This window comes from Isoptericola sp. NPDC056578, from assembly GCF_042793275.1.
Lineage (GTDB): Bacteria > Actinomycetota > Actinomycetes > Actinomycetales > Cellulomonadaceae > Isoptericola.
In genome coordinates, this window is the sequence record NZ_JBHTVC010000074.1 from 1 (window position 1) to 22,142 (window position 22,142).

The window sequence follows — 22,142 nt, forward strand, 5'->3', positions numbered from 1 at the left end:
GCCCCGTCCACCACGGGGCCGGCGCGCTGCTACTGAGGCAGCGGGCATGGGGTGCCCGGTGCAGCTGGGGCGGGGCTGTCGCCCGCCGGCGAGCGCCGATAGCGTCGAAGCACCAACCAAATCGGTGGCCTGACCAGCCACCCCGAACGGACGGACGGAGAACCGTCATGTCCGAGACCAGCACCATCGACGCGCCCACCACCGCCCTGGCCCTGGAGGGCCGGCAGGCCATAGCGAACGGGCAACTGACGACCGTCACCCGCGTGGACGGCGACACCCTGTACGTCGAGCACGAGCCGGGCCGGGCGCTCGCCGCCGGCGGGGTCGTGGTCCTGCCCACGCCAGGGGAGCCGGTCACCGTGAACGGCGACCCGCGCGTGTGGGTCGGGACCGACACGGCCCTCACCGGGGCCGTAGCGCTACGCGAGGGGAACCTCTGGACGGTGTGGGTCTCCCCGAGTGGGGACGTCTATTCCGGGCAGCATGCCATCGCCGAGCTCGACGCCCGCAAGATCGTGACCGGCCCGCCCGAGCCGGGTATGCGCGCGGCGATGACGGCAATCTCGAACCAGCGCCGAGCCCAGCAGGCTGCAGCAGCAGACCGAGCCGAGTGGATCGAGCGGCTCACCGATGAGGCGCACACGTACGCCAACGACAACGCCCTGTGCGAGCGGTTCGACGAGTTCATGGAGGAGCACGGGATGCGCCGACGCACCCGCGACTACGACCTGCGCGTCGAAGTCACCGCGACCCTCTACATCACCCGCAACGCCGAGAGCGTCGACGACGCGATCAACGACCTCGAGCGTGATGACGTCTGGGCACATCTCAATTCGTCCGACCTCGACCGGACCTCCTCCGAGCGGTACCACCGAATCCGGCGAGCTCGAGCGGGTGAGGCATCGGACGCCGGTGCCTCACCCGTGCCGGGGCACCCCATGCCGCCCGCCACGGGGTCCGAATCGCTCGCAGCGGTCGGTAGTGTCGTGAGCACCAAACCACCCGATGGCCTGACCAGCCATCTCGAAGAGCGGAGCACCCCGCGATGACGCACACCACGAGCACCCCCACACCCTCCATCCGCGCTCGGCACACAGCGACCTGCTACGCCCACGCCGTCGGCTGCGCCGTCGAGAACATCGCCGAGTGGAACGCCGAGACCCACGCCCGGAACAGCACCGACCCCATCGAGCAGGGTGACGGCTACCTCACCGATGGCACCGTGTCGTGCGTATGCGCCGACGGGGTGAGCCAGCGCCTGGCCGGAACCCTCGCCGCCGGGTACGCCGCCCTGGACGACGCCGACGTGGACGACGAGCCGGAGACGTTCACCTGCGAGTGCGGCGACCACGAGTACCCCGTGGTCCCCGGCACCGACGAGAGCACGTGGTGCGAGTGCGGCGCCCGCCTGAACGAGCAGCGGCAGGCCCTGGCCGACGGCGAGCAGGCGCCGACCCGCTGACCAGTGACCTGGGCGCCGGCATGAGCGGGTCCTGCCTGCACAACGCGTACCGCTCGGGCCGGGTCCCCGGCGAGTGACCAACGGGCCCGGCCCACCCCTCCCGGGCGGGCCTGGCACCCCGAGCGCGACCCCGCGCCGCCAGCGACCGGCGTACCACCCCGCCCAAGCTTCACCGGAAGGACCGCACCATGACCCTCACCCCGAGCCACTTCGAGGCCCGACGCTCCGACGACCCCGTGAAGACCGACCTCGAACTCACCTGCACCGCGTGCGAGAGCGTGCTGTGCGACGTCGAGCACGGCGACAGCATCGAGGTGCTTCTGTCCGTCGCCGAAGGCCACGTGTGCATGGACACCGCCGCCGCGCCTGGCGCCGGCGTCGAGGCCACGCACGACGGGCACTGGATTCTCGTTGAGCGCGAGCACTCCCCGAGCCTGCACGTCGGCCCGTACCCGAGCCTGGCCGCCGCCGACCACGCCCAGTGCCACGCGCTGCTCATCGATGGCTTCACCGAGGACGACGCGACCGACGTCCAGGTGCTGACGGACCGGACCGAGCCCGCAGACGCCGTGACCGTGCTCATCGACCTGGCCGACCCGGACCACACCGGCGTCGGCAGCGACGACGACGCCGGCGACATTGCCGCCGCCATCGCGCACGCCCGCGTCACCGGGTCCGTGGGCGCCACGTACAACGGCGTCGCCGTGACGCGTGCGCACACCCTCGCCCTGGGGCAGACCGTCGTCCGCCCGGACGGTCGCCCCACCGTGGTGACTGGCATCGCCGTCCCCCGGGACCGATACAGCCTGCCGACCGGCGAGGACGTGACCGTGTGGACCGCCGAGGGGGAGCCGCTGACCCTCGCGCCGAACGACTTCCTCCGCACCCTCTGACCGCCCGCCCGCCCGCCCGCGCCGCAAGCGGCGGCCGGACACCCTTCAACCCCACCACGCTGCAACCGAAAGGAGCCCGACCGTGGGCTACCGCCTCGCCGGAATCTCCGCCTCCCGCACCACCGCCGCCTACCTCACGCCCGACCAGTACGGCGGCGACGAGTACGAGGACGACACCCTGAACGTCCCGGAACTGGTGCTCACGTGCGACGGCTCGGAGCAGCACATCGTGGTCGAGGGCACGGACGTCGAGGTCCTGGCCGTCCTGGACCAGGCCCGCGCCGTCGTCGCCGCCCGCGTGCTCACGTTCGCCGGCGGATGGTTCGACGCGCCCGTGTGCCCGTGCGGCAACGACGTCGAGTGCGGCGGCTTCCTCCCCGCCGACGCGGACGGCGGGTACGTGTCGCGTCGCCAGGGCACGCCCGAGCCGACGCACCTGCTGTGCGCCGAGTGCGGCCGGTACTGGACCGCGCCGGACCCCGCGGTCCACGGGGACCGGGACGGCACGGAGCCGCGCACCATCCCGGGCGTGGCGTATGCCGGCCAGATCGACATCGCCGCCCTCGCCGCCGCAAACGCCGCCGCTGACTGACAGCGTGCCGGCAGCCCACGATCCCGTGGGCTGCCGGCACCAGAGCAGCACCCCATGCCCAATGAACCGGGGACCTCAGCGTGTTGTCGGCTACCTCTCTGCAGGGCCAATCCGCTTCGCCGACTCGGTGGTCGGCTCGTCCTGGAGAGCTGCGTCGACCAGTGCGGCGTACAGGCTGTCGTCCAGCGCTGCCGGGCCGGCGGCTCCCAGCGCGCGCTGCACGTGGACTACGAAGTCGCGAGGTGTCAGCCTCTCGTCCGGGTCATCGCCGACGACGATCATCTTCGGGTCGACGACCGTGGCGCGTCGCAGAATGTCGAACTGCTCGTCGCGGAATGCCTCCGCTGCGAGCATGGCCGCCACCCGTGCGTCCCACTCGGCCTTCGTCATCGCCAGGGCTGGCTCGGGCTCCACGGCGGCGAGCTCGGAGCTCACGACGCTGCCTACTTCCTCCAGCTGCCGCACGCGGTTCGCGCTCGTCGCATCGGCCGTCAACCGCGGTAACCGGATCGACGACAACCGCTCCCGCAGCGCCCTGAGCCTCGGCCCAAGGGACATGCTCCAGAACCGCTTCACGCGCGGAGCCGCAGCGACCGCTCTCACGACGGCCAGCGTGACCACCAGTTCGGCGATCCGGTCGGCTAGTTCCGCATCTGCTTCGCGCTGCTCCTGGGTGCGGGCGTCGTGGGCGTTCACGAACGAGTCAGCCCACGGCTCCTCGACCGGCGGCGGGTCCTCGACGGGTCGCCACGTCGCCTGCCCGACCAGCCGGTTGCTCTCGTCGAACAACAGCCCCGACTTCGCGCCAGGGTCCGTGTCCGAGTCCCCGAGGTGGAGCCCCTCGGGGACGTTCGTCTCGTACCTCATCGCCCGAGATTAGCGGGCGCCAGGTGCGCCGCACAGAGCCCGTCACGGCGCCTGGACCCCTCCCGGGAGTCGGTGGCCGTGGGTAGTGTCGAAGGCACCAACCAAACGGCGGACTGACCATCCGCCTCGAGAGTCCGGGAGGACTTATGAGCTCGCAGTGGCAGGGCTTCGCGCACGCGGTGCAGTCGGCGGCGCTGTTCATGTCCAGCGCCAAGCTGGACGGAGACGTGATCAAGGCAGTGCAGGTGCGGTGGGACTCGGAGCGGAACGTGAACATCGCGACCGCGACGGACCGCTTCATGATCGGGGAGCAGACGTTCGGAGGCGATACGCCGCCCGACCCGGAGGGCTGGAGCGCGTTCCTGGTGGGTCGAGACGACGTCGCGACCCTCGTCAAGAACGGTGACCCCACCGCGGTGCGCGTCGAGGACGAGAAGGTCACGCTCACCTACCCCGACGGCGGCAGCTGGACGTTCGTGAGCGTGGCGGGGGAGTACCCCGCGGTCTCGCGCCTGTGGGACCGCGCCGAGGCTTCCGGCGAGGTCGACCACGTCCTGTTCAACCCCGCACTCCTGGCCCGCCTGGCGAAGGTGGTCCCGTACAAGGACGGCGAGCTCGGCAAGCGCGCCACCGTCCTCCAGCGCCACGGTGCCACCGTGCGGTTCGAGTTCCAGGACCCCACGCTCCCCGTGCGCGCCTACATCGGCGACCGCTTCCGCGCCCTCATCGTGCCCGTCCGCGAAGCAGCCTGACCGCGCCGGCGCCGCGAGCCCACCATGGCGCTCGCGGCGCCGGCCACGGCACGAGACGAGATGGAGACGACCGTGCAGCTGACGACCCTGGCCACACGCGACCCCGACAACGGCCTCGCGACCACGATCCACACCTCGCGCGGGGCGGCGCTCGCCGCGTTGCGTGACACCTACGACATAGACCCCGAGGAGCTCGACGCCGTCAGAGCTGCCGAGTCCCGGGGGGTGACCGTGCAGCTCGACGTACACGAGATCTCCGCGGCCCTCGACATCGACCAGGTCGAGGTAGTGACCTACCACGGCGAGATCGACCAGGTCCCCGTCGTGCAGGTCGACGCCCCCAACGGCCACCGAGTACGGATCAACCTCAACGACGCACCCATCTACGACGGCGACCCGGGCACTGGCGCCGGCGTCGGCCTCGTCTCCCGGGAGCAGGCCGACACCTGGGCTGGACGGGAGCTCACCGACGACGAGTGGAACGCGCTGAGCATCGCCCTGCCGGCCAGCAGCGTCCCGGACGCCGTCGGGACGATCGTCGACAACTTGCGCACCTGAGACGGGAGACCCGCGCCGTCGTCAGCTCTTTCGTGAGGCGCTCTGCCAGCCCGGGACGACCTCGTCCATGATCTGCTGCCACTCGTCGCACCACCTAAGAGAACCCGCGCCGCGGGCCGACCGCCTGACCGTCACAAGCCAGGTACCGAGGCTCTTGATCTGCGGGTCGTGCGCGTTGCTCGGGGGGAACCGTCCGAAGGCCTCGCGGTAGCTGGCGATCTGCTCTGCTCTGGTTCGGATCGTGTCAGAGGAGATCCGCGGTGCCGCAGTGGACTCCTGCCATCCAGGAACCAGGTCGTCCATGATGCGCTGCCTCTCGGGCGACCACTTCGCCCTACCTTTCCCGTGCGCGGACAAACGCGTGGCCCGGAGCCACATGCCGAGGTCGTCTGCCATCGGCAGCTCGCCGTGGCGCTTCCGGTACGCAGCCACCTCCGTCGCACGGGCGCGAAAGCGGACATCGTCCCGGACGAAGGACGGCCCAGTGTCCAGCCAGCCGGGGATGACCGTGTCCATGAGCCATTGCAGCTCGCGGCTCCACACGATCCCGGACCGATTCGGCATCCCCGACGCGGCTCGTCTCATCTGGTCCAGCCACGCCGCACCTTCAGGATCGTCGAGTCCGTGGGGTAAGAAGCCAGACCGCGCGCGGAAGCGTCGCACGCGGTCTGCGCGGACGTACGCATCGACGAGCGCCAAAGGCACCGCCGGATCCGTGAACCCGTCCTCGAGCTCGACGTAATTCTCACCCGTCATGTACTCCCACTCGGCGTCGACGACCCAACGGACCGCCGGTAGCGGAGACGACTCGAGATACCCCCGGAACAGTTCCTCGGGGTGCCGCTTCACCTGCTGCGGCGCCCGCACCCGGTTCAACTTCGATCGCCTCATCGGACCTCCTTGTGTCCGCCACCGCCGGCCGGTACCTCGAGGTTGCTCTTCTGGAACTCCCGGCCCCACCGAGCTAGCCCCGGCGCGTCGTGACGCCGGGACCGTCGGCATGGGGTGCCGGGGAAGAGGCGAGCGCCCTTGCTACGTCCACGGTGACGCGGAACGGTGGGCAGTACCAACCACCCGGTGGCCTGACCAGCCGCTTTTCGAACGGAGCATGACCCATGAGCGACCTCGCTACCACCGTGACCGTGATCGACGCCTGCGGGCGTGCCGCTGTGCCGGTGCTGCTGCTGTCCGACCCGGGCATGGGCAAGTCCAGCCTCGTGCGGGGCCTGGCTGCCGCCGAAGGGGTGCCGTGCGAGACGGTGCTCGGCTCGATCCGCGAGCCCGCCGACGTCGCCGGGCTGCCCGTCGTGTCAGACGGGGGCGTGGTGCTGTCCCCGCCCGCGTGGGCTCAGCACCTGGCCACTGCCGGTGCCGGGTACCTGTTCCTGGACGAACTGACCACCTGCCCGCCCGCCGTGCAGGCCGCGATGCTCGCCGTCGCGCTCGACCGCACGGTGGGGGACCTGACCCTGCCTGCCGGGGTGCGGGTGGTGGCCGGGGCGAACCCGCCCGACCGCGCCGCTGACGGGTGGGAGATGAGCCCGCCGCTGGCCAACCGGTTCTGCCACGTCGAGTTCCGCCCCTCGGTGGACGACTGGCTCGACGGCATGACGACCGGTTGGGCCGCGCCCCCGGCGTCCCGGGCGATCACCGCCGACCCGACCCGTGTCGAGTCCGTCAAGGCGCTCGTGACCGGCTTCATCCGGCACAAGCCCGAGCACCTGCACACCTTCCCCCGCGCCGCCGCGAGCACGGGCGGTCCGTGGCCCTCGCGGCGCGTCTGGGCGATGCTCGCCACGGCGCTGGCCAACGTGCGCGACGACGACGCCGCCGCCCGCCAGGCGCTCGCGTTCGGCCTCGTGGGCGAGGGTGTCGGGGTCGAGTTCCTGACCTGGGTGGACCAGGCCGACCTGCCCGACCCCGCCGCCGTCATCGATGACCCGTCGATCGTGGACTGGACCGGACGCCCGGACCGCGTGTGGGCCGTGCTGTCCGCCGTCGTCGGGTGGGCTGCCAGCGCCGGGTCCGCCGACGCCTGGCGCAAGGCATGGGGGCCGCTGCTCGCCGCCGCAGAGGCAGGCGCACCCGACGTCTCCGCTGCCGCCGCCCGCCCGCTCGCGGCCTGCCGCCCGGCCAGCGCGCGCGTCCCTGCCGCCGTGCGCGACAAGTTCGCCCCCGTGCTCGCGGCGGCGGGCCTGGCCGGGAGCGTGGCGGCATGAGCGGCCCGGTCCGACCCCTGGACGGCGACGAGTTCGAGGCGTTCCGGCTCGGACGCCTCGTCGCCGCCGAGAACGCCCCGTACTTCATGCACGCGCTGTTCGCCGTCGCGCCGGTCGCGGCACCCGGGCTGGGGACGTTCGCCGTGGACGGCACCTGGCGGCTGTACATGGACCCCGACCTGCTGACCGGCCCGAACCGGTGGGACTCCACCACCGTGGGCGCGGTGCTGCTGCACGAAGCGGGCCACCTGCTGCGCGACCACGCCGGGCGCGCCGGGAACCTGCCCACGCCGCGCAACCACCTCGCGTGGAACCTCGCCGGGGACGCGGAAATCAACGACGACCTGCTCAGCGCCGGTGTCCCGCTGCCCGAAGGGGTCGTCACCCCGAGCGCGCTGGGCTGCCAGGACGGCGACCTCGCGGAGACGTACTACGCCCACCTCGTGCCCCTGGACGGCAACGCGCCCGACCTGCCCGACGACGGCTCGCCCGGGTGCGGCTCCGGCTCCGGGAGCCCGGCCGCGCCCGGCGAACTGCCCGCGAACGTCGCACTGGACGACGACGCCGGCACGCCCCTGACCCCCGCCGAAGGCGACCTCGTGCGCCGCCGCGTCGCCCAGGCCGTCCAGGACGTCCAGCACGCCAAGGGGCGCGGCTCGGTCCCTGCCGGACTGACCCGGTGGGCTGCCGACGTCCTCGCCCCGCCGACCGTCGCATGGGACCGCCTGCTGCGTGCCGCTGTGCGCCGCGCCGTGGCCGACCGTGCGGGCCGAACGGACTACACCTACGCCCGCCCGTCCCGACGCACCGTGCCCGGCATCATCAAGCCCGCCATGCGCGCCCCCTCGGTCATCGTGTCCATCGTCGTGGACACCTCCGGCTCCATGGGCCAAACCGACCTCGACGCCGCCATGAGCGAGGTGACCGGCGTCCTGCGATCCTCCGGCGTGGCCCGCGAACACCTGCGCCTGCTGTCCTGCGACGCCGCCACCGGCACCGCCCAGCGCGTGCGCTCGGCCACCAGCGTCCGCCTCACCGGCGGCGGCGGCACCGACATGCGCGTGGGCATCACCGCCGCCGAAGACGCGACGCCCGCCCCGCACGTCGTCATCGTCCTCACGGACGGCGACACCCCCTGGCCCGAGCACCCCACCCGCGCCAACCTCGTGTGCGCCGTCATCCGCCCCACCCCACCCATCGGCACACCCCCGTGGGCCACCACCGTCCACATCGACCCCGCCGCCTAACCAGCGGCACCACCAGCGACCCACCAGAGGGCCTGACCACCCCTCACGACACGGGAGCCCACCCATGAGCACGCTCGACCCCTCCCTGCACGCCCACACCGCCCGCCTGCTCGTCGGCACCGACCTCACCCCCGACGACGCCCAGGCGCTCGCGGCCAGCGCCACCGACGCCCCCGACGCACTCGGTGCGGCGATCCAAGACGGCTGGCACGCTGCCGCTGACCAGGGGAGCGACCCGCGATGACCGCAGAGTGGTACGACCTCGGCCAACGCCTGCACGCCGCGCACACCCGCCGACCGGCCGACCGACTCGCACACGCGCCCATCACCGCCGCGCCCTGCCCGGTCGCGGTCCGCGCCCACCGCGACGGCGACTCCGTCACCATCGCCGCCGCCGCACCGGGCGTCCCCGCGAGCACCGCGACGGGCCGCGATGCCTTCGAGCTGCTCGCCTCCCTCGGCGTCACCCTCGCCGCCGACACCCCCGCCACGCTCGTCACCGACGACCCGCGCACCCTTCCCCTGCTGCACACCATCGCCCTGACCGCCCCCGCCGACTCCGAGCACGACGCCGTCGCCGCGCACATCGCGTGGTGGCGCGACCGGGCCGACTTCCCCGGGGGCCGCGCCGTCGTGGACACGCTCGACGCCTGCCGCACTCGCTGGACCCTCGGAGAAGCACCCACCGCCGAACGCCAACCCTCCACCTGGCGACGCTGGCTCACCATCCCCGACGACTCCACGACCGGCCTGCTCGACCTGCACACCCGCCTCAGCGACGGCGAACCCCTGCAATGGCTCGACGTCCTCTCCGAAGACGACGAATGGTCCTACGGAGCCGCACAGAGCGCCCTCAGCGACGGCTTCGACTGGCGACGCCGCGACACCACCACCCGCGCCGCCCTCGGCCTGCGCTCACGCTGCGACGCCGCCGACCTGTACGCCGCCGCCCTGCTCAGCGACCCCCTCTACCGCGACCGCGCCCGCCACACCGGCCACGTCGTCACCGGCACCGCCCACCAGCCCCAACCCGACAAGTCACGCCGCATCGACGTCACCTGCACCCGCATGGACGCCCGCCTGCGACCGGGCAACACCGTCACCGGCTGGACCGGCACCCCCACCACGACCAACGCCCTGCCCTTCACCGCCCAGGTCCACACCGCCACCGTCCGCGCCGGACGCCTCGTGCTCAGCCTCACCGGCACCACTGGCCTCGGCGCACCCCCCAACGGCGCACGCGTGACCCTCATGCCCTCCCCGCCGTCCCCCTCCCTCCAACGACGCGGACGAAGCACCTACCGGGCGCTGTACAGCGCACGCCGCTCCTGGCTCACCACGGGCCGCACCCCCACTCCCACACGCCGCCCTGTGCCCCTCGACGTCCTCGTGGCCGGTGCCGAACCGTCCTGACGGAAGGAACAACCCCATGCGCACCATCCCCACGCTGCGACCCGCCACCCCCGACCCTGCACCACCGAGCACACCAGGCCCGCCGCCCGCGTCCGCCCCGGCGCTCGCGGCCCCGCCGCCGCACCCTGCCGCCGTGATCCTGGACGACCCGACCACGGCGGGCGTGCTGCACTCGGCCTGGTCGGGTGACCCCGCTGTCGTGGTGCCCTCACCGCCCGGTGCCGGCAAGACGCGCCTCGTGGCGCTGCTGGCGGCCTTGCTCGCGGTCCGTGCCGACCTGCGAGTGGGCATCGCGGCCCAGACGCGCGACCAAGCCGCAGAGATTGCCCGCCGACTCGGCGCGCTCGACTACCCGGCCCGCCTCGTGTGGCCCGCCAAGCAACCGGCCCCCGACCTCGATCCGGGTGGCGCGGCTCGCGTCGTCCAGGGCCGGTCGGTGCGCTACCCGAACTCCGGGGGCGGCGTCATCATTGCCACCACGGCCCGCTGGACCTACGCCGATCCCCGCGACCTCGCCTGCGACGTGATGATCGTGGACGAAGCCTGGCAGGCCACCTACGCCGACCTCGGCGCTCTCGGTGCGTTCGCCGCCCAGGTCGTGTGCGTGGGGGACCCCGGCCAGATCGATCCCGTCGTCACCGGCCAGACCCGACGATGGGCCGACTCGCCCACCGGCCCGCACGTACCCGCACCCGTCGCGCTGCGAGCCGCTCACGGCGACGCCGTTTCCGTGGTGACGCTGCGCCACACCTGGCGACTCGGCCCCGACACCACCGCCCTCATCCAGCCCGCGTTCTACCCCGACCTGCCCTTCACCAGCCGCCGCCCACCTGAGCACCTGACCGACGCCCACGGCGACCGCCTGCCGGAAATCACCGGGCACGCGGTCACCGCCAACGCCGGCCCCGGCGACCCCGCCCTCACCAACGCGTGTGCCAGCGCCACCCGCGACCTGCTCACCACGGCCCTCACCACGGATACCGGCACCCGACCCGTCACCCCCGGGGACCTCGCCGTCGTGACCGCCCACGTCAGCCAAGCCGCCGCGATCCGCGCCATGCTGTCTGACCTGCCCGACGTCCTCGTGGGCACCGCCAACCAACTGCAGGGCATGGAGCGCCCCGCTGCCGTCGTCCTGCACCCTCTGGCCGGATACCGCGAGGCGAGCGGATTCGGCACCGACCTCGGACGCACCTGCGTCATGCTCTCGCGCCACCGCGCCCACCTGACCGTGATCGCAGACGCCAGCACACGCACCGTGCTCCGGGCTGCCGACCCGACGACGGCCACAAGCACCCACCTCGCACTCGCGGACACGCTCGGACTGTAGGACCCCGGGGCCGGCGAGCTCGAGCCCGCCGGCCCCGGGTGCGGGGCACCCCATGCCGCCCGCACCGGAGGCTCAGGGCGTCCTCGTGTCGGCAGGCGTGGGTAGTGTCGAAGGCACCAACCACCTAGCGGGCCGACCACCCGCTCCGAAGGCCGACGGAGGCCCCCGATGACGACGTTCATCACCCTGCTCGACCCGCAGCGGATCTACCTCGCGCACGACCGGTGGGTGTGCGGCGAGACGCACTGCGCAGGCATGACCGCCGCGACCACCGGCCACACGACCAGCGGGGCCAAGGTCCGGCCCGTGACCGCCGACGACGTCGAAGGATGGGAGTGGGCAGGCCTTGGCCCCCTGGGCTGCGAGTGCGGACGCCTGACCGCTCGACGAGGCGACCTCGGCGAGGTCGTCGTGACCACGAAGGGAGACGCGTCGTGACCGCGGAGGTCGAGTGGATCGATGCCGGCCACCCGTTCTTCGGCGTCACGCTGCGCCGGCGTGGCGAGCCCTGGAACGACGAAGAGGCGAGCGACAAGATCCCCACCGACATCGCGGTCGTGCTGGCCGCTGACGACCCCGCGGTCCTGTTCGGCTCCGCCGCCGCGGTGCGCTCCGCACTGACCCGCGCCCTGCGCCTGCTCGACGAGCACGACGCCGAGATCGCCCTCGCCAAGGGCACCGAACCCTGCCCTGAAGCTGTGGACGGCGAGCACGAATGGCGCCTGGCTGAGGACGGGTACGGACGCACCTGGCACACCACCGTGCACCCCGACGGGCGCATCACCGCGCTGTTCAACGGATCGGCCGATTGGACCGAGGGCGGAGAAGGCACCTACATCGAGTGCGGCCGCTGCCCCGCCCAGCTCGACTTCGACCCCGAGCTCATCGACTACCGGTAGCGGACCCCGCGCACGGCCCGCAGCAGGGCCGTGGGGCACCCGCCGGCCGGCCGCTCAGGCGGGGCACCCCATGCCGCCCGCCACGGCGCCCTCCCGTCGGTCATCTGTCGGGGGAGGCCGGTAGCGTGATGAGCACCAACCACCGGTGGCCTGACCAGCCACCCCGAAGCCCGGGAGGGGCTATGTCGCTCACCATCGAGCACACCGAAGCCGAGGGCACGATCCTGGACGGCACGTCGCGAGGCGACGGCTCCGGCGACGTCGTCAAGGCGCTCGGCTGGCGCTGGAGCCGCCAGATCACCAGTTGGCTTATCCCCCGCAGCCGCGACGTGCCCCCCAAGCGTCACCTCATCGCCAGGACCGCGGACGCGCTGCGCGCCGCCGGGTTCGACGTCGACGTCGTCGTCGACGCCACCATCGACGACCGCCAGGACGCCGAGGCCCGCCGCGCCGAGCGCGCCCAGGACCGGGCGCAGCGCCTCACCGCGAAGGCGGACGCGGCCCAGCAGCGGGCCGACGCCCACCACGACAGAGCCGAGCAGATCTCCCACCGCTTCGTGCAGGGCCAGCCCATCCTGATCGGGCAACACTCCCAGGCCTCCGCCGAGCGCGATGCCGAGCGCATCCGCCGCAGTATCACCGCCAGCGTGGAGGAGCAGCAGCGCGCCCACCAGGCCCGCGACTCAGCAGCCATCGCCGCCGCCGCAACGGACACCCGCAACACCCCGACCGTCGTCGCGGGCCGGATCGACCGCCTCGGCGCCCAGCTACGCCGCGAAGAGCGCGACCTCGCCCACTACGACGGCCGCGGCGCCGACCCCGACAGCGTCCGCCGCCTGGCCATGGTCGAGTCCATCGACTTCCTGCGCGCCAACATCGACCACTGGCAGGCCGTACGCGACTGCCAGAGACCACCGCCCCGCCGACCACGAAGCGACCCGATGAGCCGCGTCGCCCAAGCCATCAGCCACCAGCGCGACCAAGACGCCCTCGAGCTGCACATCCTGCGCCACCTGCTCGACTGGTGGCGCTAGCGGCCTGCGGTCCCGGTCATCGGGCCGCTCGGCGACACCAGGGCGCGGTCGCTACCCCATGCCCCGGGCCTGGTGCCCACAACGCCCACGAGTGTCGGCGCCCAGCGGTAGCGTCGCCAGCACCAACCACCACACGGGGGCCTGACCAGCCCTTCGGAACCCCGCTGGAGGGGACATGCTGACGACGCTCACCCGATTCCGTGCCGTGACCATCGACGTCGACGGCGAGCTGCACGTCGCTGACTGGCCCGCCGGCGAAGAGGGCGTGTACCGCCATCTGCGCGAGACCATCGGCGGAAACCTCGAGGTCGTGCGCCTCGCGGACGGCCTCGACATGTGGGTGCACGACGAGGGTCTCTCCAGCCACCAGATCAACCCCGTTGCCTCGTATCTCGCCGCCCAGTTCGGCTACGACCACCAGCCCTACTTCGGTCCCGCGGCCTTCACCGGCGGCGCAGACGAAGACGGCGCGACCCGCCCGCTCGGGCACCTCATGCAGGCCGCTGTGACCGCCCACGCTCGACGCGCGTCCCTCCTCTGAGAACGGTTGGCAAGCAATGTCGCGAGAACCCGTCACACAGACGCCCCTCCCCGCACCTTCCCAGGGCATGGACGCCACGCCCGCACCCGGCGCAACAGAGATCGCCGCGCTCGCCGACGACTTGGCCGCGTACTCCGACAGAAACGACCGCGCAGCGGCGGCCGTCGACGACTACCTCAAAGCCGACGATGAGCTAGGCCAGGCGAACCGCGAGCTGAGCGCCGCTCTCTCCGAGTTCAGCACCGCGATCCGCGGCTTCCCCAACCTGGCAGCGATGCGCGGCGACGAGGACCGATGAAGACCCGACCCCCAGGTGCTACTCGCCCGACGTCTTCGCCGCCGCCGACCAGGTGCTCGCCCGCCGTGGCTTCACCCGCACCGGCGACTACCGGCAGGCCGAGGACGGGTTCTGGCAGGCCGTCGTGCGGACGGAGGTCCGAGCATGGACGCGGCGAGCCATTCGTCGACGTCGCGTGGAACACCGCGCGCGCCTGGCTCCAGCACCTCCCCGGTTGAACACGCCAGCGGTGGGTGTGGGGATACCCCCCACACCCACCGCGTTGGGCCCCGCGGCGCTGCTAGCGTCGAAGAACACTCACCGGAGCCCGAGAGCAAGCGCGACGGCCATCACGACGGCGTGGCGCGGAATCTCGGAGCGGACCGCATGGTGGCTGCCCTCATTCGAGCCTGGCTGGGGTTTTGATATTCGTCGCTCCAGGGTCGCATGTCCCCAGGGAGTGGTGGAATGGTCGAACATGAGCGGTTCGCGGGCAAGTCAGGCGTCGGTGATGGCGCCTCCACTGTTCGCGACGAGTGTGCGGAGGGCATCGATGGTGACCCCCGGTGGAACTTCGGCCGAGTAGGAGTAGTCGGGGTCGGAGACGATGACGACGAGGTGGTCAGGAACGATGGATCGAAACCAGGTCACAGCCTCGAACCCGAAGTCGAGGTCTCCGTCGACCGTGAGCCCTGATGCGCCGCGGCTGACCCACAGTTCGGTGCCGCGGTAGACACAGCCCACGTCGTGCATCTGGCTGCGCTCGGGAAGCATCTCGGCGCCCGGCCACAATGTGCGTAGTCCGGCGACGACTGCATCGCGGGGAATTATGAAGTCGACTGGCATGTCGTCAACGAAACCGACTACGGTACCCACACTTCGGACCTTTCTATTTGGGAGATGCCCAGCTAGCTGCCGCCCACCCCGCACGGACCGCGATCGCGCGCAGCTCTAGGGGTCGAGCGTTATCTTTCCGGGGACATCATACTCTTCCAGGAGTTCGCCAAGAAATGTTGCCGCGGATTCGTCGTTGGTTACGAGTTCGAGGCTGTCGTACGGCGTGCGCGGGTCCGCGATTACCTCACCATATCGCCGTAGTTCTTCCCGCACGCCGTCCTGAAGGAATCGCGGGCCTGTTCCGGTGTATGGGCTGCTCTTGGGGTTGGTGACGAACTTGGTGTCAACGAGCGTGGAGCCGTCGACGCCGTCGGCCCATATGGACTCCCCGTTGCCGCTCACCTCGAACTCGAGCATTCCGGTGTGCTGGCGCTGGTAGTCGTAGGCGGCGGATTGGTTGATCTGCGGCGCGCTGTAGTGCGTCGGAGCGGGGCGAATGCCGGTGATCCCTGCCGGGTCTACTGGTGCCGAGGCGCGGGGGACCAGCGTGGTCTTTAGATCGACTGGCGCGTGCCCGACGTTGGTCCCGGCATTCACTGCTTGACACAGTGACGCGTCCGCTCGAGCGCAGATCTCTGCAGAATCCAGCGGGAACGTCCCGGTCGGTGATCCTCCAGCTCCAGGAGACGACCTAATATAGATGGGCGTCGCATCCACTTCCGCACGAGCCTGCGCCTGCGCGGCCCAGCCGTCCAGAATAGACTGGATTGCAAAATTCATCTGGTTGAGCCCGGAGATCACCTGGTCGATACCGTAGAGCATGCCGTTGACCGCGGAGATCATCTGGTCGAGCGCGGAGTTTATGCCGTTGATCGCGGAGATCATCTGGTCGACACCGGAGTTAAGGCGGTTGATCTCGTAGATCATGCCGTCGAGTGCGGAGTTCATGACGTTGAGCCCGGAGTTCATCTGGTTGAACCCGGCGTTCATGCCGTTGATCCCGTAGATCATCTGGTCAAGCGCGGAGTTCATGCCGTTGACCGCGGAGATCATGCCGTTGACCGCGGAGTTCGCGCCGTTGACCCCGGAGATCATCTGGTTGAGCCCGGAGTTCATGCCGTTGAACCCGAAGTCCCCACTGGTGCCGCCGTAATAGTTGTAGCTGGTGCCGCCGTAGGTGGTGGGGTAGCTCGAGTAGTTGTGTTCGGCGCCTGGGCTGCTGTAGCCGTGGCTGGCTCCGGAGTAGGTGTAGGTGCCTGGAGAGTAGTCAAACTCGGGGACACCGGGTTGCTGGGACCATTGATAGGCGTTCCAGAGGGTGTATCCGGCCGCTGCGGTGCCGACGGCGGCGCCGGCGATGAGCCAGCCGGGTGGGCCGCTAGCTGCGGCGGCGGCGGCAGCGGGCGCGAGGACAGGTGCGACGAGGACGGGCGGTGCGAATTGTCCGGTTCTGTCGGTGCCGGTGACGGGGTTGCCCGCCGCGTACGCGTAACGGTTTGCCTGCCTGAGGGGGACCTTCGCCGAGTCTCGCGAGACGAACGAGCTCGAGCCCGGGTCATACCAGCGCGACTGCATGTGGACCAGGCCTTGGTCGGTTGTCCACTGGCCCTGGAAGCCGAGCGTTCGGGCTAGTCCGGGTGATGATCCCCAGGGGGAGTAGTCATTGCTGGATGCCAGGCCGCCGGTCGCGTCCTCGCGGGCGACGAGGTCTCCGCGCTGGTTCTGGACGACGACGTCACCCTCGGATGAGAGGATTTTCGCGCCGAGGCGCTGCCAGGAGGTCGAACCAGTCACGACCGGTTCTGAGTCCATGCCCCTGTATTTGAACTCGCTCGTGCCGTCCGTGGCCAGGCGACCGAGGGCGTCGTAACTGAGCTCGTCGCCGCCTACGGAAGCCAAGCGTCCGAGTCCGTCGAATTCGTAATCCGTGACCACGTCATCGCGCGACACAGTCGCCCGGTCGCCGTTCGCCTGCCAGGTGTATGCAGTCTCTCCCTCGGAGACGAGGCGGTTCCGCTCGTCATATACGAACTGCCGGGTGTCGATGGAGGTGAGGTTGCCGGCCTCGTCGAACTCCTGATTGTGGGCGACGTCGTCGGGCCCCGTCCATCCGACAAGGCGTGAGAGGTCGTCGTACCGGTAGGTGGTAGTCCCGGCGCCAGCGGCTTGTGCTGGCGCGATGGTCTCCTCCACGAGGCGGCCTGCCTGGTCGTAGTCGCCCGACCATTGATACCGGCTGTTAAGTCCTGTAGCGACTACATTGGTGACTCGACCGAGCGGATCATGCCTGTAGGTCCGGGACCAGTCCGGGCCAGTTTCTTTCTCGAGGTTCCCGGACTCGTCGTAGCCGAACCTCCGTTCACTCCCGCCGGACAGGATGCTCTTGAGGCGCCCTCCCGGCGTCCATGTGGCGGAGCCTTCACCTGCCTCGTCCGCCCAAGAGGTGAGTCGGCTATTCCCGTCATATGCGAGGGTCGAGTCGCCGGCTCCTCCTCTTGACGACGTGAGTAGGCCACGCCCGTCGTACTCGAAGTTGGTCGCGCCGTCCGGGTGGCTCGCGCTCAGGACGCGGCCCACGGGGTCGTAGGTGAAGGTGCGCGCAGCCGGGAGGGCTCCTCCGCCCGAGCCTACTTCGTGCAGGAGATTGCCATCGACGTCGAACTGACGCTCGATCGACACGCCTCCGGGCTGGGTCTCGCTAATCGGGTTACCTACGATGTCGTAGGCCGTGATCCACGTCCGGTCGACGAGGGCAGGGTGCGCGGGGGTGGAAGGTTCGATGACCTTGGTGGGTCTACCCAGTGCATCCCGTTCGATCCTGGTTGCATTGCCTAGCGGATCGGTGACGCTCTCGAGTCCACCGTCGTCGCTGTAGCTCAGCGCCCAGGAGTCACCATTGGCGTAACTCTCACTGGTCACCCTGTTCAGCGCGTCCCAGGTCCAGTCTGTACCGGTTCCTAGTGGCCCGGAGGTCGACGTGACGTTCCCGGCCTTGTCGTAGGCGGACGTACTTGCATCGAGCACCGTCCCTGCAAGGTCTTCTCGGCTTGTCTTTACGGGAAGGCCAAGTTCGTTGTACTCGACGATCGTGCTGGACCACGGGTCTGTGTAGAAGCGAGTTGGCCTACCGAGAGCGTCATATCTATATGTAGCAGTGACACCGTCAGCATCGGTCGCCGAGCTTCGCAGTCCTCGACCGTCATACGCCACTGACGACACACCGCCACCGGGATCGGTGGTTTCCACGAGGCGACCAGCGTCGTCGTAGTCGTAGGACGTTGTGAAGGCGTCTTCGTGGTCCCAGACCGTGGATGTCGCCACGCGCCCGGCGGCATCGTAGGACCACGTGCGCTTTCGACCGCTGGCGTCGATCGCCTCGAGGGGCTCACCCGCGTCCGACCATCTGATGGTCGACGCTCGCGGCGCGTCACCGGTGGTCGGGGGGTCGAGCCGTCGAATGACACGCCCGAGACCGTCGTACTCGAATCGGGATGTGGAGCCGTCCGGGCGCGTCTCCGCGCTTATGCGGCCGGCTGGGTCATATTCCCAGGAAGTCGTGGGCTGAAGGCTGGTGCCGTCGGACAGGTTGATCGAGGGCTCACGGGCCTCAGCAATTCGACCCGCCTCGTCGTAGGCAACCTCTTGACGGCCGCCGTTCGGTGAGACAATCGCTTCAAGGCGTCCCACCTCGTCGTAGGCATATTTGAGCCGGGGACGCGTTGCCTCCCCGGACACCGCAACAGTCGGATAGGTGACACTCGTCAGGTCGCCCAGTGCGTCGTAGCTGTATTCTGTCGACCAGCCCGAGTCGGCAACTCCGGAGCCACGCGGGTCAACTGATCGGGTCAGGCGACCGGCAGCGTCGTAGGAATACCAAGATGTCGATGTAGTTTCCCCGAATCCCTCCGTGGTGGACGAGACTCGTCCGGCGGCGTCATACGCGAACTGCTCATTCGCCACCACGTCACCTGCATAGTATGAGGTTACTGAATCCGTGAGACCGTTGGGCTTGTACGTGTAAGCGTTCTGCACGCCAGCAGGAGTCCATTCCTCCAAGATCCGCCCAGCTGCGTCGAAGCTGCGGGAGGCTGCCTTCGCGGCGGCTGGAGTTCTTTGCGAGACGAGGTTGCCGAGCGCGTCGTAGGCACCCTCAAACTCAACAATGCTTCCTTCGTCCTCGCTTGCGCCGTCCGCGGTGATCTTCGTGAGCGACCCATCGAGCTGATACGTGTAGTGACGCACCGGCGCACCGACTTGGTAGACTCGCTCGGGCAGCCCGGAAGCGGCGTACTCAACCTCGTTGAGGAGAACATCGCGATTCTCGCCGGTGACGGGGTCAGAATATCCGACGACCGTTGTCGAAATCGGACGACTGAGCGCGTCATACTCTGTTCGGTTCACACTACCTGACGCGTCGACGAAGGTCGAAGGACGGCCGTGCAGGTCATAGGCTTGTGTCTGCTCGGTGCCGTCGGCGAGGATGTTCGTGACTACTCGCCCGGCCGAGTCGTAGACCACGCGTCCTGTGGGGAGTTTCGCGCCACTGATGACGTCGGTAACGCGCGTCCCGGTGACGTTCCCATCTGTGTCCCGAACGACCTCGTGCTTCAGCTGCCGCTCGGAGCCCGACGCGTCGAGCGCGCGCGGCTCGATGATGGATGCCGCCGAGTTGTCGTCGTTCCAGGTGAACTCGGTTGTGCCGGTCACGACACCCGGACCCGATGTGCGCACGCTCGTAGCACGTCCAAGGGTGTCGTAGGCGTAGGCGGTTTCCAGACCAGCGGCATTTGTAGTGCTGGCGAGTAATCCGTCGGGTCGATACTGGTAGGTCGTCTTGGCCCCGAACGGAGTCTCAATCTCTGCGAGTTGTCCCTTTGGCGCTGAAGTCGTGGCTTCGGTGTAGCTGTAACGTGTGCGCTCCGCGACCTCTGCGTCGGCCTCAGCGCCAATGACCTCACCGGTGAGCCGGCCCTCGGTATCGTACTCGAAAGAGACAAGCGGTTCAGCGCATGAAAGTAGTGATCGGGGATCGTAGACTGAACGGAGTTTGCCATTCTTGATATCGTCGGTCTCGTAATACTCGTAGCACTGCGACGTGTACGTGTCTGCGGTGATCCAAGTGTTACGCCGTACCACGTGGCCCACAGAGTCGTAGTCGAAGGCCAGGCCTCCTCCGGTCTTATCGAAGAACTTGAGTAGTCTACCGGCGTCGTCGTACTCCCATCGCTGGACTCCTCCAAGCGCATCCACTTGACGTGTGATCCTGTCAGATGCGTCGAGCTCGTAGCGCGTGAAGTTAACGTTGTCGCCTTCTGATACTTCGACGATCATTGAGCCGGGATCGGTTTCTCTTCGCACGAATGTGCGGGGCGCCTGGTCAGGCTTCACGACCGATGTGACTACACCACCTGACGTGTACTTCACCGAGGCCGTCTCGACGCCGGAAGGTGACAGGACCGCCGTTACGGCAGCCATGTTTGCGGGGTCGTCGTACTCGAATGCGTTGCAGTGAGGCTTAATGCCCTGAAGAGGTGAGCAAACTCGGCTTAGTCGGGAACTAGCGTAGTCATATGTCCAAGAGCGAGCACCAACCGATGGGGAAGGGGTTGAGGAGATTGTCTTGACCGTACCGCCGGACCATGCAATGTCGAGGCTTCGGCCTGATGCAGAAATCTTTACAGGCGCGGATGTAGTTGTATCCCGCGTGACGGAAGCCACGATTCCGGCGGGATTTGTAATGCTCACAGGTCCGCGCGAGTCCAGGTTATACGAGTATCCGTCATCGGTTGTGACGGTCCAGTAGGTACAACCGGCGCATTGGCTTACTGAAACGCCCGAGGTGCCGAGCGAAGGAGCGAACGTGCCATCGGCGTTTCTTCCAAATGTCTCAGTAGTACCGTCAGCGAACGTGACTTTTAGTGTTCGCGTCGCTGTGTCTTCGATTGCACGCATGTCGAGGAGCGACGTCCAGCCCAGACCGAAAGCACCCGCAGCGCTCTGGACGCTGCGGTACTTGCGACCGATGGTGATGTCGCCGCCGGGGAGACGAAGGGATGCGTCGGTGCTCTCAATGGTGAGTGCACCGTCGGCAATGCTGACGCCGTTGTCGATTGGGGCATCGGATTCTGCTCCGGTGCTGGCGGATGGGGGGACGACTACGTAGAAGGACCGGCTCGGGTCGAAGAGCGTTCCAAGGATGGCACCTTGTGCCTTGATCGATACGCTCCACATATATTCTTTGTTCCAGTCAAGTATGGCCGCTGGAATCGTGATTGTCTTAGCAGTCCCCCATGCAGAAGTCCACTCTAGTGACCCATCCTTGGCCCATACCGAAAACTGATAGACGTAGGTGATGCCGCTTTGTGGCCGGGTGATGGATGCAGCGAGCTGGGGTCGCGCCGTGGTGAGAACCGTCGTGTCTGCGGGCGCTGATTGGACGCTCTTCGCGCTATACGAAGGTTTCGTTAAGGTGGCTCCGGTAGAGAATAGCCGCCAGTCGTTGGCAATGGATCCGATGGGGTTCTCGCCGAGATCTTCTGCGGTAGAGACTTCCCAACGGTATGTCGTGTTGGCTTGGAGCTTACCTGAGGGGATCTTCCAAGATGCGGAAGTCCATCCTGAGTCCGCTACTTGTTGCCCGTCGGCACAGGAGGGAGATGAAGTCGAAACTTTGCAAACCGTGTATCTGTGAACGTACGACATGTCCTTGGCCGGGGACATGACATTTACGGTAAGGGTTGGCGTGAGCCCAAGGTTTATTGCGTTGTCGGCCGGAGCAGCCTGCACTCCGCGAGCACTTGTGTAGGCGTACGAGGTGTATGGTTTCGCGGGAGTGTAAGCGCTCAATGTCCCAGTTTTGAGGCCACTCAAGTTTTGGGATGAGTTAATGCTTTTGCTTCCCGTGACGCTGCGGTCAATAGCGCCCTCCAGCTCAGTTGCGGCGGCGGTGGTGGGGCCGAGTTGTGCTGCCGTGAGGGGGAGCCCGATACAGATTAATAGCGTTGCGGATAGCGCCGCGATGATTGTTCGGTAGGAGGTTTTTTGGTGGCTGCGTAACATGTCGCCGGCTGTTTGCATCTTGGGGAACCTCGCTGTCCGCGCCATCAGAGTTGACTACCTGGGCGGGATGGTAGCGGTTCCACGCCAGTGATCGGGTGATGGTTGCGTGGGGTACTAGTGGGGTGGTTTGGGGTGGTTTGGTGGGGTGGTTGGGGGGTGTGG

At 68.8% G+C, this 22,142-nt stretch carries 20 protein-coding genes and 1 pseudogene; 16 read left to right on the forward strand and 5 right to left on the reverse strand.

The window, feature by feature from the left end:
• The first annotated feature begins 167 nt into the window (after window positions 1–167).
• The 4 genes from ACFQ80_RS20365 to ACFQ80_RS20380 all read left to right on the forward strand — a co-directional run bounded on the left by ACFQ80_RS20365 (window position 168) and on the right by ACFQ80_RS20380 (window position 2,947).
• Complete coding sequence (locus tag ACFQ80_RS20365; RefSeq protein WP_430564933.1) at window positions 168–1,049, forward strand: hypothetical protein; 882 nt, start codon at window positions 168–170, stop codon at window positions 1,047–1,049.
• Window positions 1,046–1,462 (forward strand): hypothetical protein, encoded by a 417-nt coding sequence (locus ACFQ80_RS20370; protein ID WP_430564934.1) that lies wholly within the window; start codon window positions 1,046–1,048, stop codon window positions 1,460–1,462. Before ACFQ80_RS20365 ends, ACFQ80_RS20370 begins: the two co-directional genes overlap by 4 nt.
• A 188-nt stretch (window positions 1,463–1,650) precedes the next feature.
• On the forward strand, window positions 1,651–2,355 hold the full coding sequence (locus ACFQ80_RS20375; protein ID WP_430564935.1) for a hypothetical protein: 705 nt from the start codon (window positions 1,651–1,653) through the stop codon (window positions 2,353–2,355).
• Between the two features lie 82 nt (window positions 2,356–2,437).
• A complete protein-coding gene (locus ACFQ80_RS20380) occupies window positions 2,438–2,947 on the forward strand; it encodes a hypothetical protein (RefSeq protein ID WP_430564936.1) in 510 nt (169 codons plus the stop codon).
• 90 nt (window positions 2,948–3,037) lie between these two features.
• Here ACFQ80_RS20380 and ACFQ80_RS20385 read toward each other — a convergent pair whose 3' ends face one another.
• A complete protein-coding gene (locus ACFQ80_RS20385; protein WP_430564937.1) occupies window positions 3,038–3,814 on the reverse strand; it encodes a hypothetical protein in 777 nt (258 codons plus the stop codon).
• A gap of 146 nt (window positions 3,815–3,960) precedes the next feature.
• Between ACFQ80_RS20385 and ACFQ80_RS20390 the strand changes: the two genes are divergently transcribed.
• Together ACFQ80_RS20390 and ACFQ80_RS20395 are read left to right on the forward strand one after the other, a co-directional pair.
• Window positions 3,961–4,566, forward strand: a complete 606-nt coding sequence (locus ACFQ80_RS20390; protein ID WP_430564938.1) for a hypothetical protein — start codon at window positions 3,961–3,963, stop codon at window positions 4,564–4,566.
• 72 nt (window positions 4,567–4,638) lie between these two features.
• Window positions 4,639–5,124 carry a hypothetical protein gene (locus ACFQ80_RS20395; RefSeq protein WP_430564939.1) on the forward strand — a complete coding sequence of 162 codons (486 nt, stop codon included), beginning with the start codon at window positions 4,639–4,641 and terminating at the stop codon, window positions 5,122–5,124.
• 21 nt (window positions 5,125–5,145) lie between these two features.
• On the opposite strand, the gene ACFQ80_RS20400 is transcribed toward ACFQ80_RS20395, so the two are convergent.
• Window positions 5,146–6,015, reverse strand: coding sequence for a hypothetical protein (locus tag ACFQ80_RS20400; RefSeq protein WP_430564940.1), 870 nt, complete (start codon window positions 6,013–6,015; stop codon window positions 5,146–5,148).
• Window positions 6,016–6,239: 224 nt separating this feature from the next.
• On the opposite strand from ACFQ80_RS20400, the gene ACFQ80_RS20405 reads away from it, so the two are divergent.
• The 10 genes from ACFQ80_RS20405 to ACFQ80_RS20450 all read left to right on the forward strand — a co-directional run bounded on the left by ACFQ80_RS20405 (window position 6,240) and on the right by ACFQ80_RS20450 (window position 14,105).
• Complete coding sequence (locus tag ACFQ80_RS20405; protein WP_430564941.1) at window positions 6,240–7,343, forward strand: AAA family ATPase; 1,104 nt, start codon at window positions 6,240–6,242, stop codon at window positions 7,341–7,343.
• The gene (locus tag ACFQ80_RS20410; protein WP_430564942.1) at window positions 7,340–8,590 is read left to right on the forward strand and encodes a VWA-like domain-containing protein; all 1,251 of its coding nucleotides are present in this window, start codon (window positions 7,340–7,342) and stop codon (window positions 8,588–8,590) included. Before ACFQ80_RS20405 ends, ACFQ80_RS20410 begins: the two co-directional genes overlap by 4 nt.
• Window positions 8,591–8,654: 64 nt before the next feature.
• Window positions 8,655–8,834 (forward strand): hypothetical protein, encoded by a 180-nt coding sequence (locus ACFQ80_RS20415; RefSeq protein WP_430564943.1) that lies wholly within the window; start codon window positions 8,655–8,657, stop codon window positions 8,832–8,834.
• On the forward strand, window positions 8,831–10,003 hold the full coding sequence (locus ACFQ80_RS20420) for a hypothetical protein (RefSeq protein WP_430564944.1): 1,173 nt from the start codon (window positions 8,831–8,833) through the stop codon (window positions 10,001–10,003). The genes ACFQ80_RS20415 and ACFQ80_RS20420 overlap by 4 nt, the downstream gene beginning before the upstream one ends.
• Window positions 10,004–10,019: 16 nt before the next feature.
• Window positions 10,020–11,333 carry an AAA family ATPase gene (locus tag ACFQ80_RS20425; protein WP_430564945.1) on the forward strand — a complete coding sequence of 438 codons (1,314 nt, stop codon included), beginning with the start codon at window positions 10,020–10,022 and terminating at the stop codon, window positions 11,331–11,333.
• Between the two features lie 168 nt (window positions 11,334–11,501).
• On the forward strand, window positions 11,502–11,771 hold the full coding sequence (locus ACFQ80_RS20430; RefSeq protein WP_430564946.1) for a hypothetical protein: 270 nt from the start codon (window positions 11,502–11,504) through the stop codon (window positions 11,769–11,771).
• On the forward strand, window positions 11,768–12,232 hold the full coding sequence (locus ACFQ80_RS20435) for a hypothetical protein (RefSeq protein WP_430564947.1): 465 nt from the start codon (window positions 11,768–11,770) through the stop codon (window positions 12,230–12,232). The genes ACFQ80_RS20430 and ACFQ80_RS20435 overlap by 4 nt, the downstream gene beginning before the upstream one ends.
• A 182-nt stretch (window positions 12,233–12,414) precedes the next feature.
• Window positions 12,415–13,266 carry a DUF3560 domain-containing protein gene (locus ACFQ80_RS20440; protein ID WP_430564948.1) on the forward strand — a complete coding sequence of 284 codons (852 nt, stop codon included), beginning with the start codon at window positions 12,415–12,417 and terminating at the stop codon, window positions 13,264–13,266.
• Window positions 13,267–13,441: 175 nt separating this feature from the next.
• A complete protein-coding gene (locus tag ACFQ80_RS20445; RefSeq protein ID WP_430564949.1) occupies window positions 13,442–13,807 on the forward strand; it encodes a DUF3846 domain-containing protein in 366 nt (121 codons plus the stop codon).
• 67 nt (window positions 13,808–13,874) lie between these two features.
• Window positions 13,875–14,105, forward strand: a complete 231-nt coding sequence (locus ACFQ80_RS20450) for a hypothetical protein (protein ID WP_430564950.1) — start codon at window positions 13,875–13,877, stop codon at window positions 14,103–14,105.
• A gap of 477 nt (window positions 14,106–14,582) precedes the next feature.
• On the opposite strand, the gene ACFQ80_RS20455 is transcribed toward ACFQ80_RS20450, so the two are convergent.
• The 3 genes and pseudogenes from ACFQ80_RS20455 to ACFQ80_RS20465 form a co-directional block, all read right to left on the reverse strand.
• Window positions 14,583–14,930, reverse strand: coding sequence for a hypothetical protein (locus tag ACFQ80_RS20455; RefSeq protein ID WP_430564951.1), 348 nt, complete (start codon window positions 14,928–14,930; stop codon window positions 14,583–14,585).
• Window positions 14,931–15,035: 105 nt separating this feature from the next.
• Window positions 15,036–20,396: an RHS repeat-associated core domain-containing protein gene (locus ACFQ80_RS20460; RefSeq protein WP_430564952.1), complete on the reverse strand. Its 5,361-nt coding sequence runs from the start codon at window positions 20,394–20,396 to the stop codon at window positions 15,036–15,038.
• Window positions 20,397–20,813: 417 nt separating this feature from the next.
• Window positions 20,814–22,025 (reverse strand): annotated as a pseudogene (locus ACFQ80_RS20465) (DUF6531 domain-containing protein); the annotation flags it as partial.
• Window positions 22,026–22,142: the final 117 nt, after the last annotated feature.

What these genes read in the sequence shown, in the direction of transcription:
- ACFQ80_RS20430 (WP_430564946.1), top strand. Translation starts at nt 11,502, where the DNA reads ATGACGACGTTCATCACCCTGCTCGACCCGCAGCGGATCTACCTCGCG.
- ACFQ80_RS20425 (WP_430564945.1), top strand. Translation starts at nt 10,020, where the DNA reads ATGCGCACCATCCCCACGCTGCGACCCGCCACCCCCGACCCTGCACCA.
- ACFQ80_RS20460 (WP_430564952.1), bottom strand. Translation starts at nt 20,396, where the DNA reads ATGGCTGCCGTAACGGCGGTCCTGTCACCTTCCGGCGTCGAGACGGCC.
- ACFQ80_RS20390 (WP_430564938.1), top strand. Translation starts at nt 3,961, where the DNA reads ATGAGCTCGCAGTGGCAGGGCTTCGCGCACGCGGTGCAGTCGGCGGCG.
- ACFQ80_RS20420 (WP_430564944.1), top strand. Translation starts at nt 8,831, where the DNA reads ATGACCGCAGAGTGGTACGACCTCGGCCAACGCCTGCACGCCGCGCAC.
- ACFQ80_RS20450 (WP_430564950.1), top strand. Translation starts at nt 13,875, where the DNA reads ATGGACGCCACGCCCGCACCCGGCGCAACAGAGATCGCCGCGCTCGCC.
- ACFQ80_RS20365 (WP_430564933.1), top strand. Translation starts at nt 168, where the DNA reads ATGTCCGAGACCAGCACCATCGACGCGCCCACCACCGCCCTGGCCCTG.
- ACFQ80_RS20415 (WP_430564943.1), top strand. Translation starts at nt 8,655, where the DNA reads ATGAGCACGCTCGACCCCTCCCTGCACGCCCACACCGCCCGCCTGCTC.
- ACFQ80_RS20375 (WP_430564935.1), top strand. Translation starts at nt 1,651, where the DNA reads ATGACCCTCACCCCGAGCCACTTCGAGGCCCGACGCTCCGACGACCCC.
- ACFQ80_RS20455 (WP_430564951.1), bottom strand. Translation starts at nt 14,930, where the DNA reads ATGCCAGTCGACTTCATAATTCCCCGCGATGCAGTCGTCGCCGGACTA.
- ACFQ80_RS20400 (WP_430564940.1), bottom strand. Translation starts at nt 6,015, where the DNA reads ATGAGGCGATCGAAGTTGAACCGGGTGCGGGCGCCGCAGCAGGTGAAG.
- ACFQ80_RS20385 (WP_430564937.1), bottom strand. Translation starts at nt 3,814, where the DNA reads ATGAGGTACGAGACGAACGTCCCCGAGGGGCTCCACCTCGGGGACTCG.
- ACFQ80_RS20440 (WP_430564948.1), top strand. Translation starts at nt 12,415, where the DNA reads ATGTCGCTCACCATCGAGCACACCGAAGCCGAGGGCACGATCCTGGAC.
- ACFQ80_RS20445 (WP_430564949.1), top strand. Translation starts at nt 13,442, where the DNA reads ATGCTGACGACGCTCACCCGATTCCGTGCCGTGACCATCGACGTCGAC.
- ACFQ80_RS20370 (WP_430564934.1), top strand. Translation starts at nt 1,046, where the DNA reads ATGACGCACACCACGAGCACCCCCACACCCTCCATCCGCGCTCGGCAC.
- ACFQ80_RS20410 (WP_430564942.1), top strand. Translation starts at nt 7,340, where the DNA reads ATGAGCGGCCCGGTCCGACCCCTGGACGGCGACGAGTTCGAGGCGTTC.
- ACFQ80_RS20405 (WP_430564941.1), top strand. Translation starts at nt 6,240, where the DNA reads ATGAGCGACCTCGCTACCACCGTGACCGTGATCGACGCCTGCGGGCGT.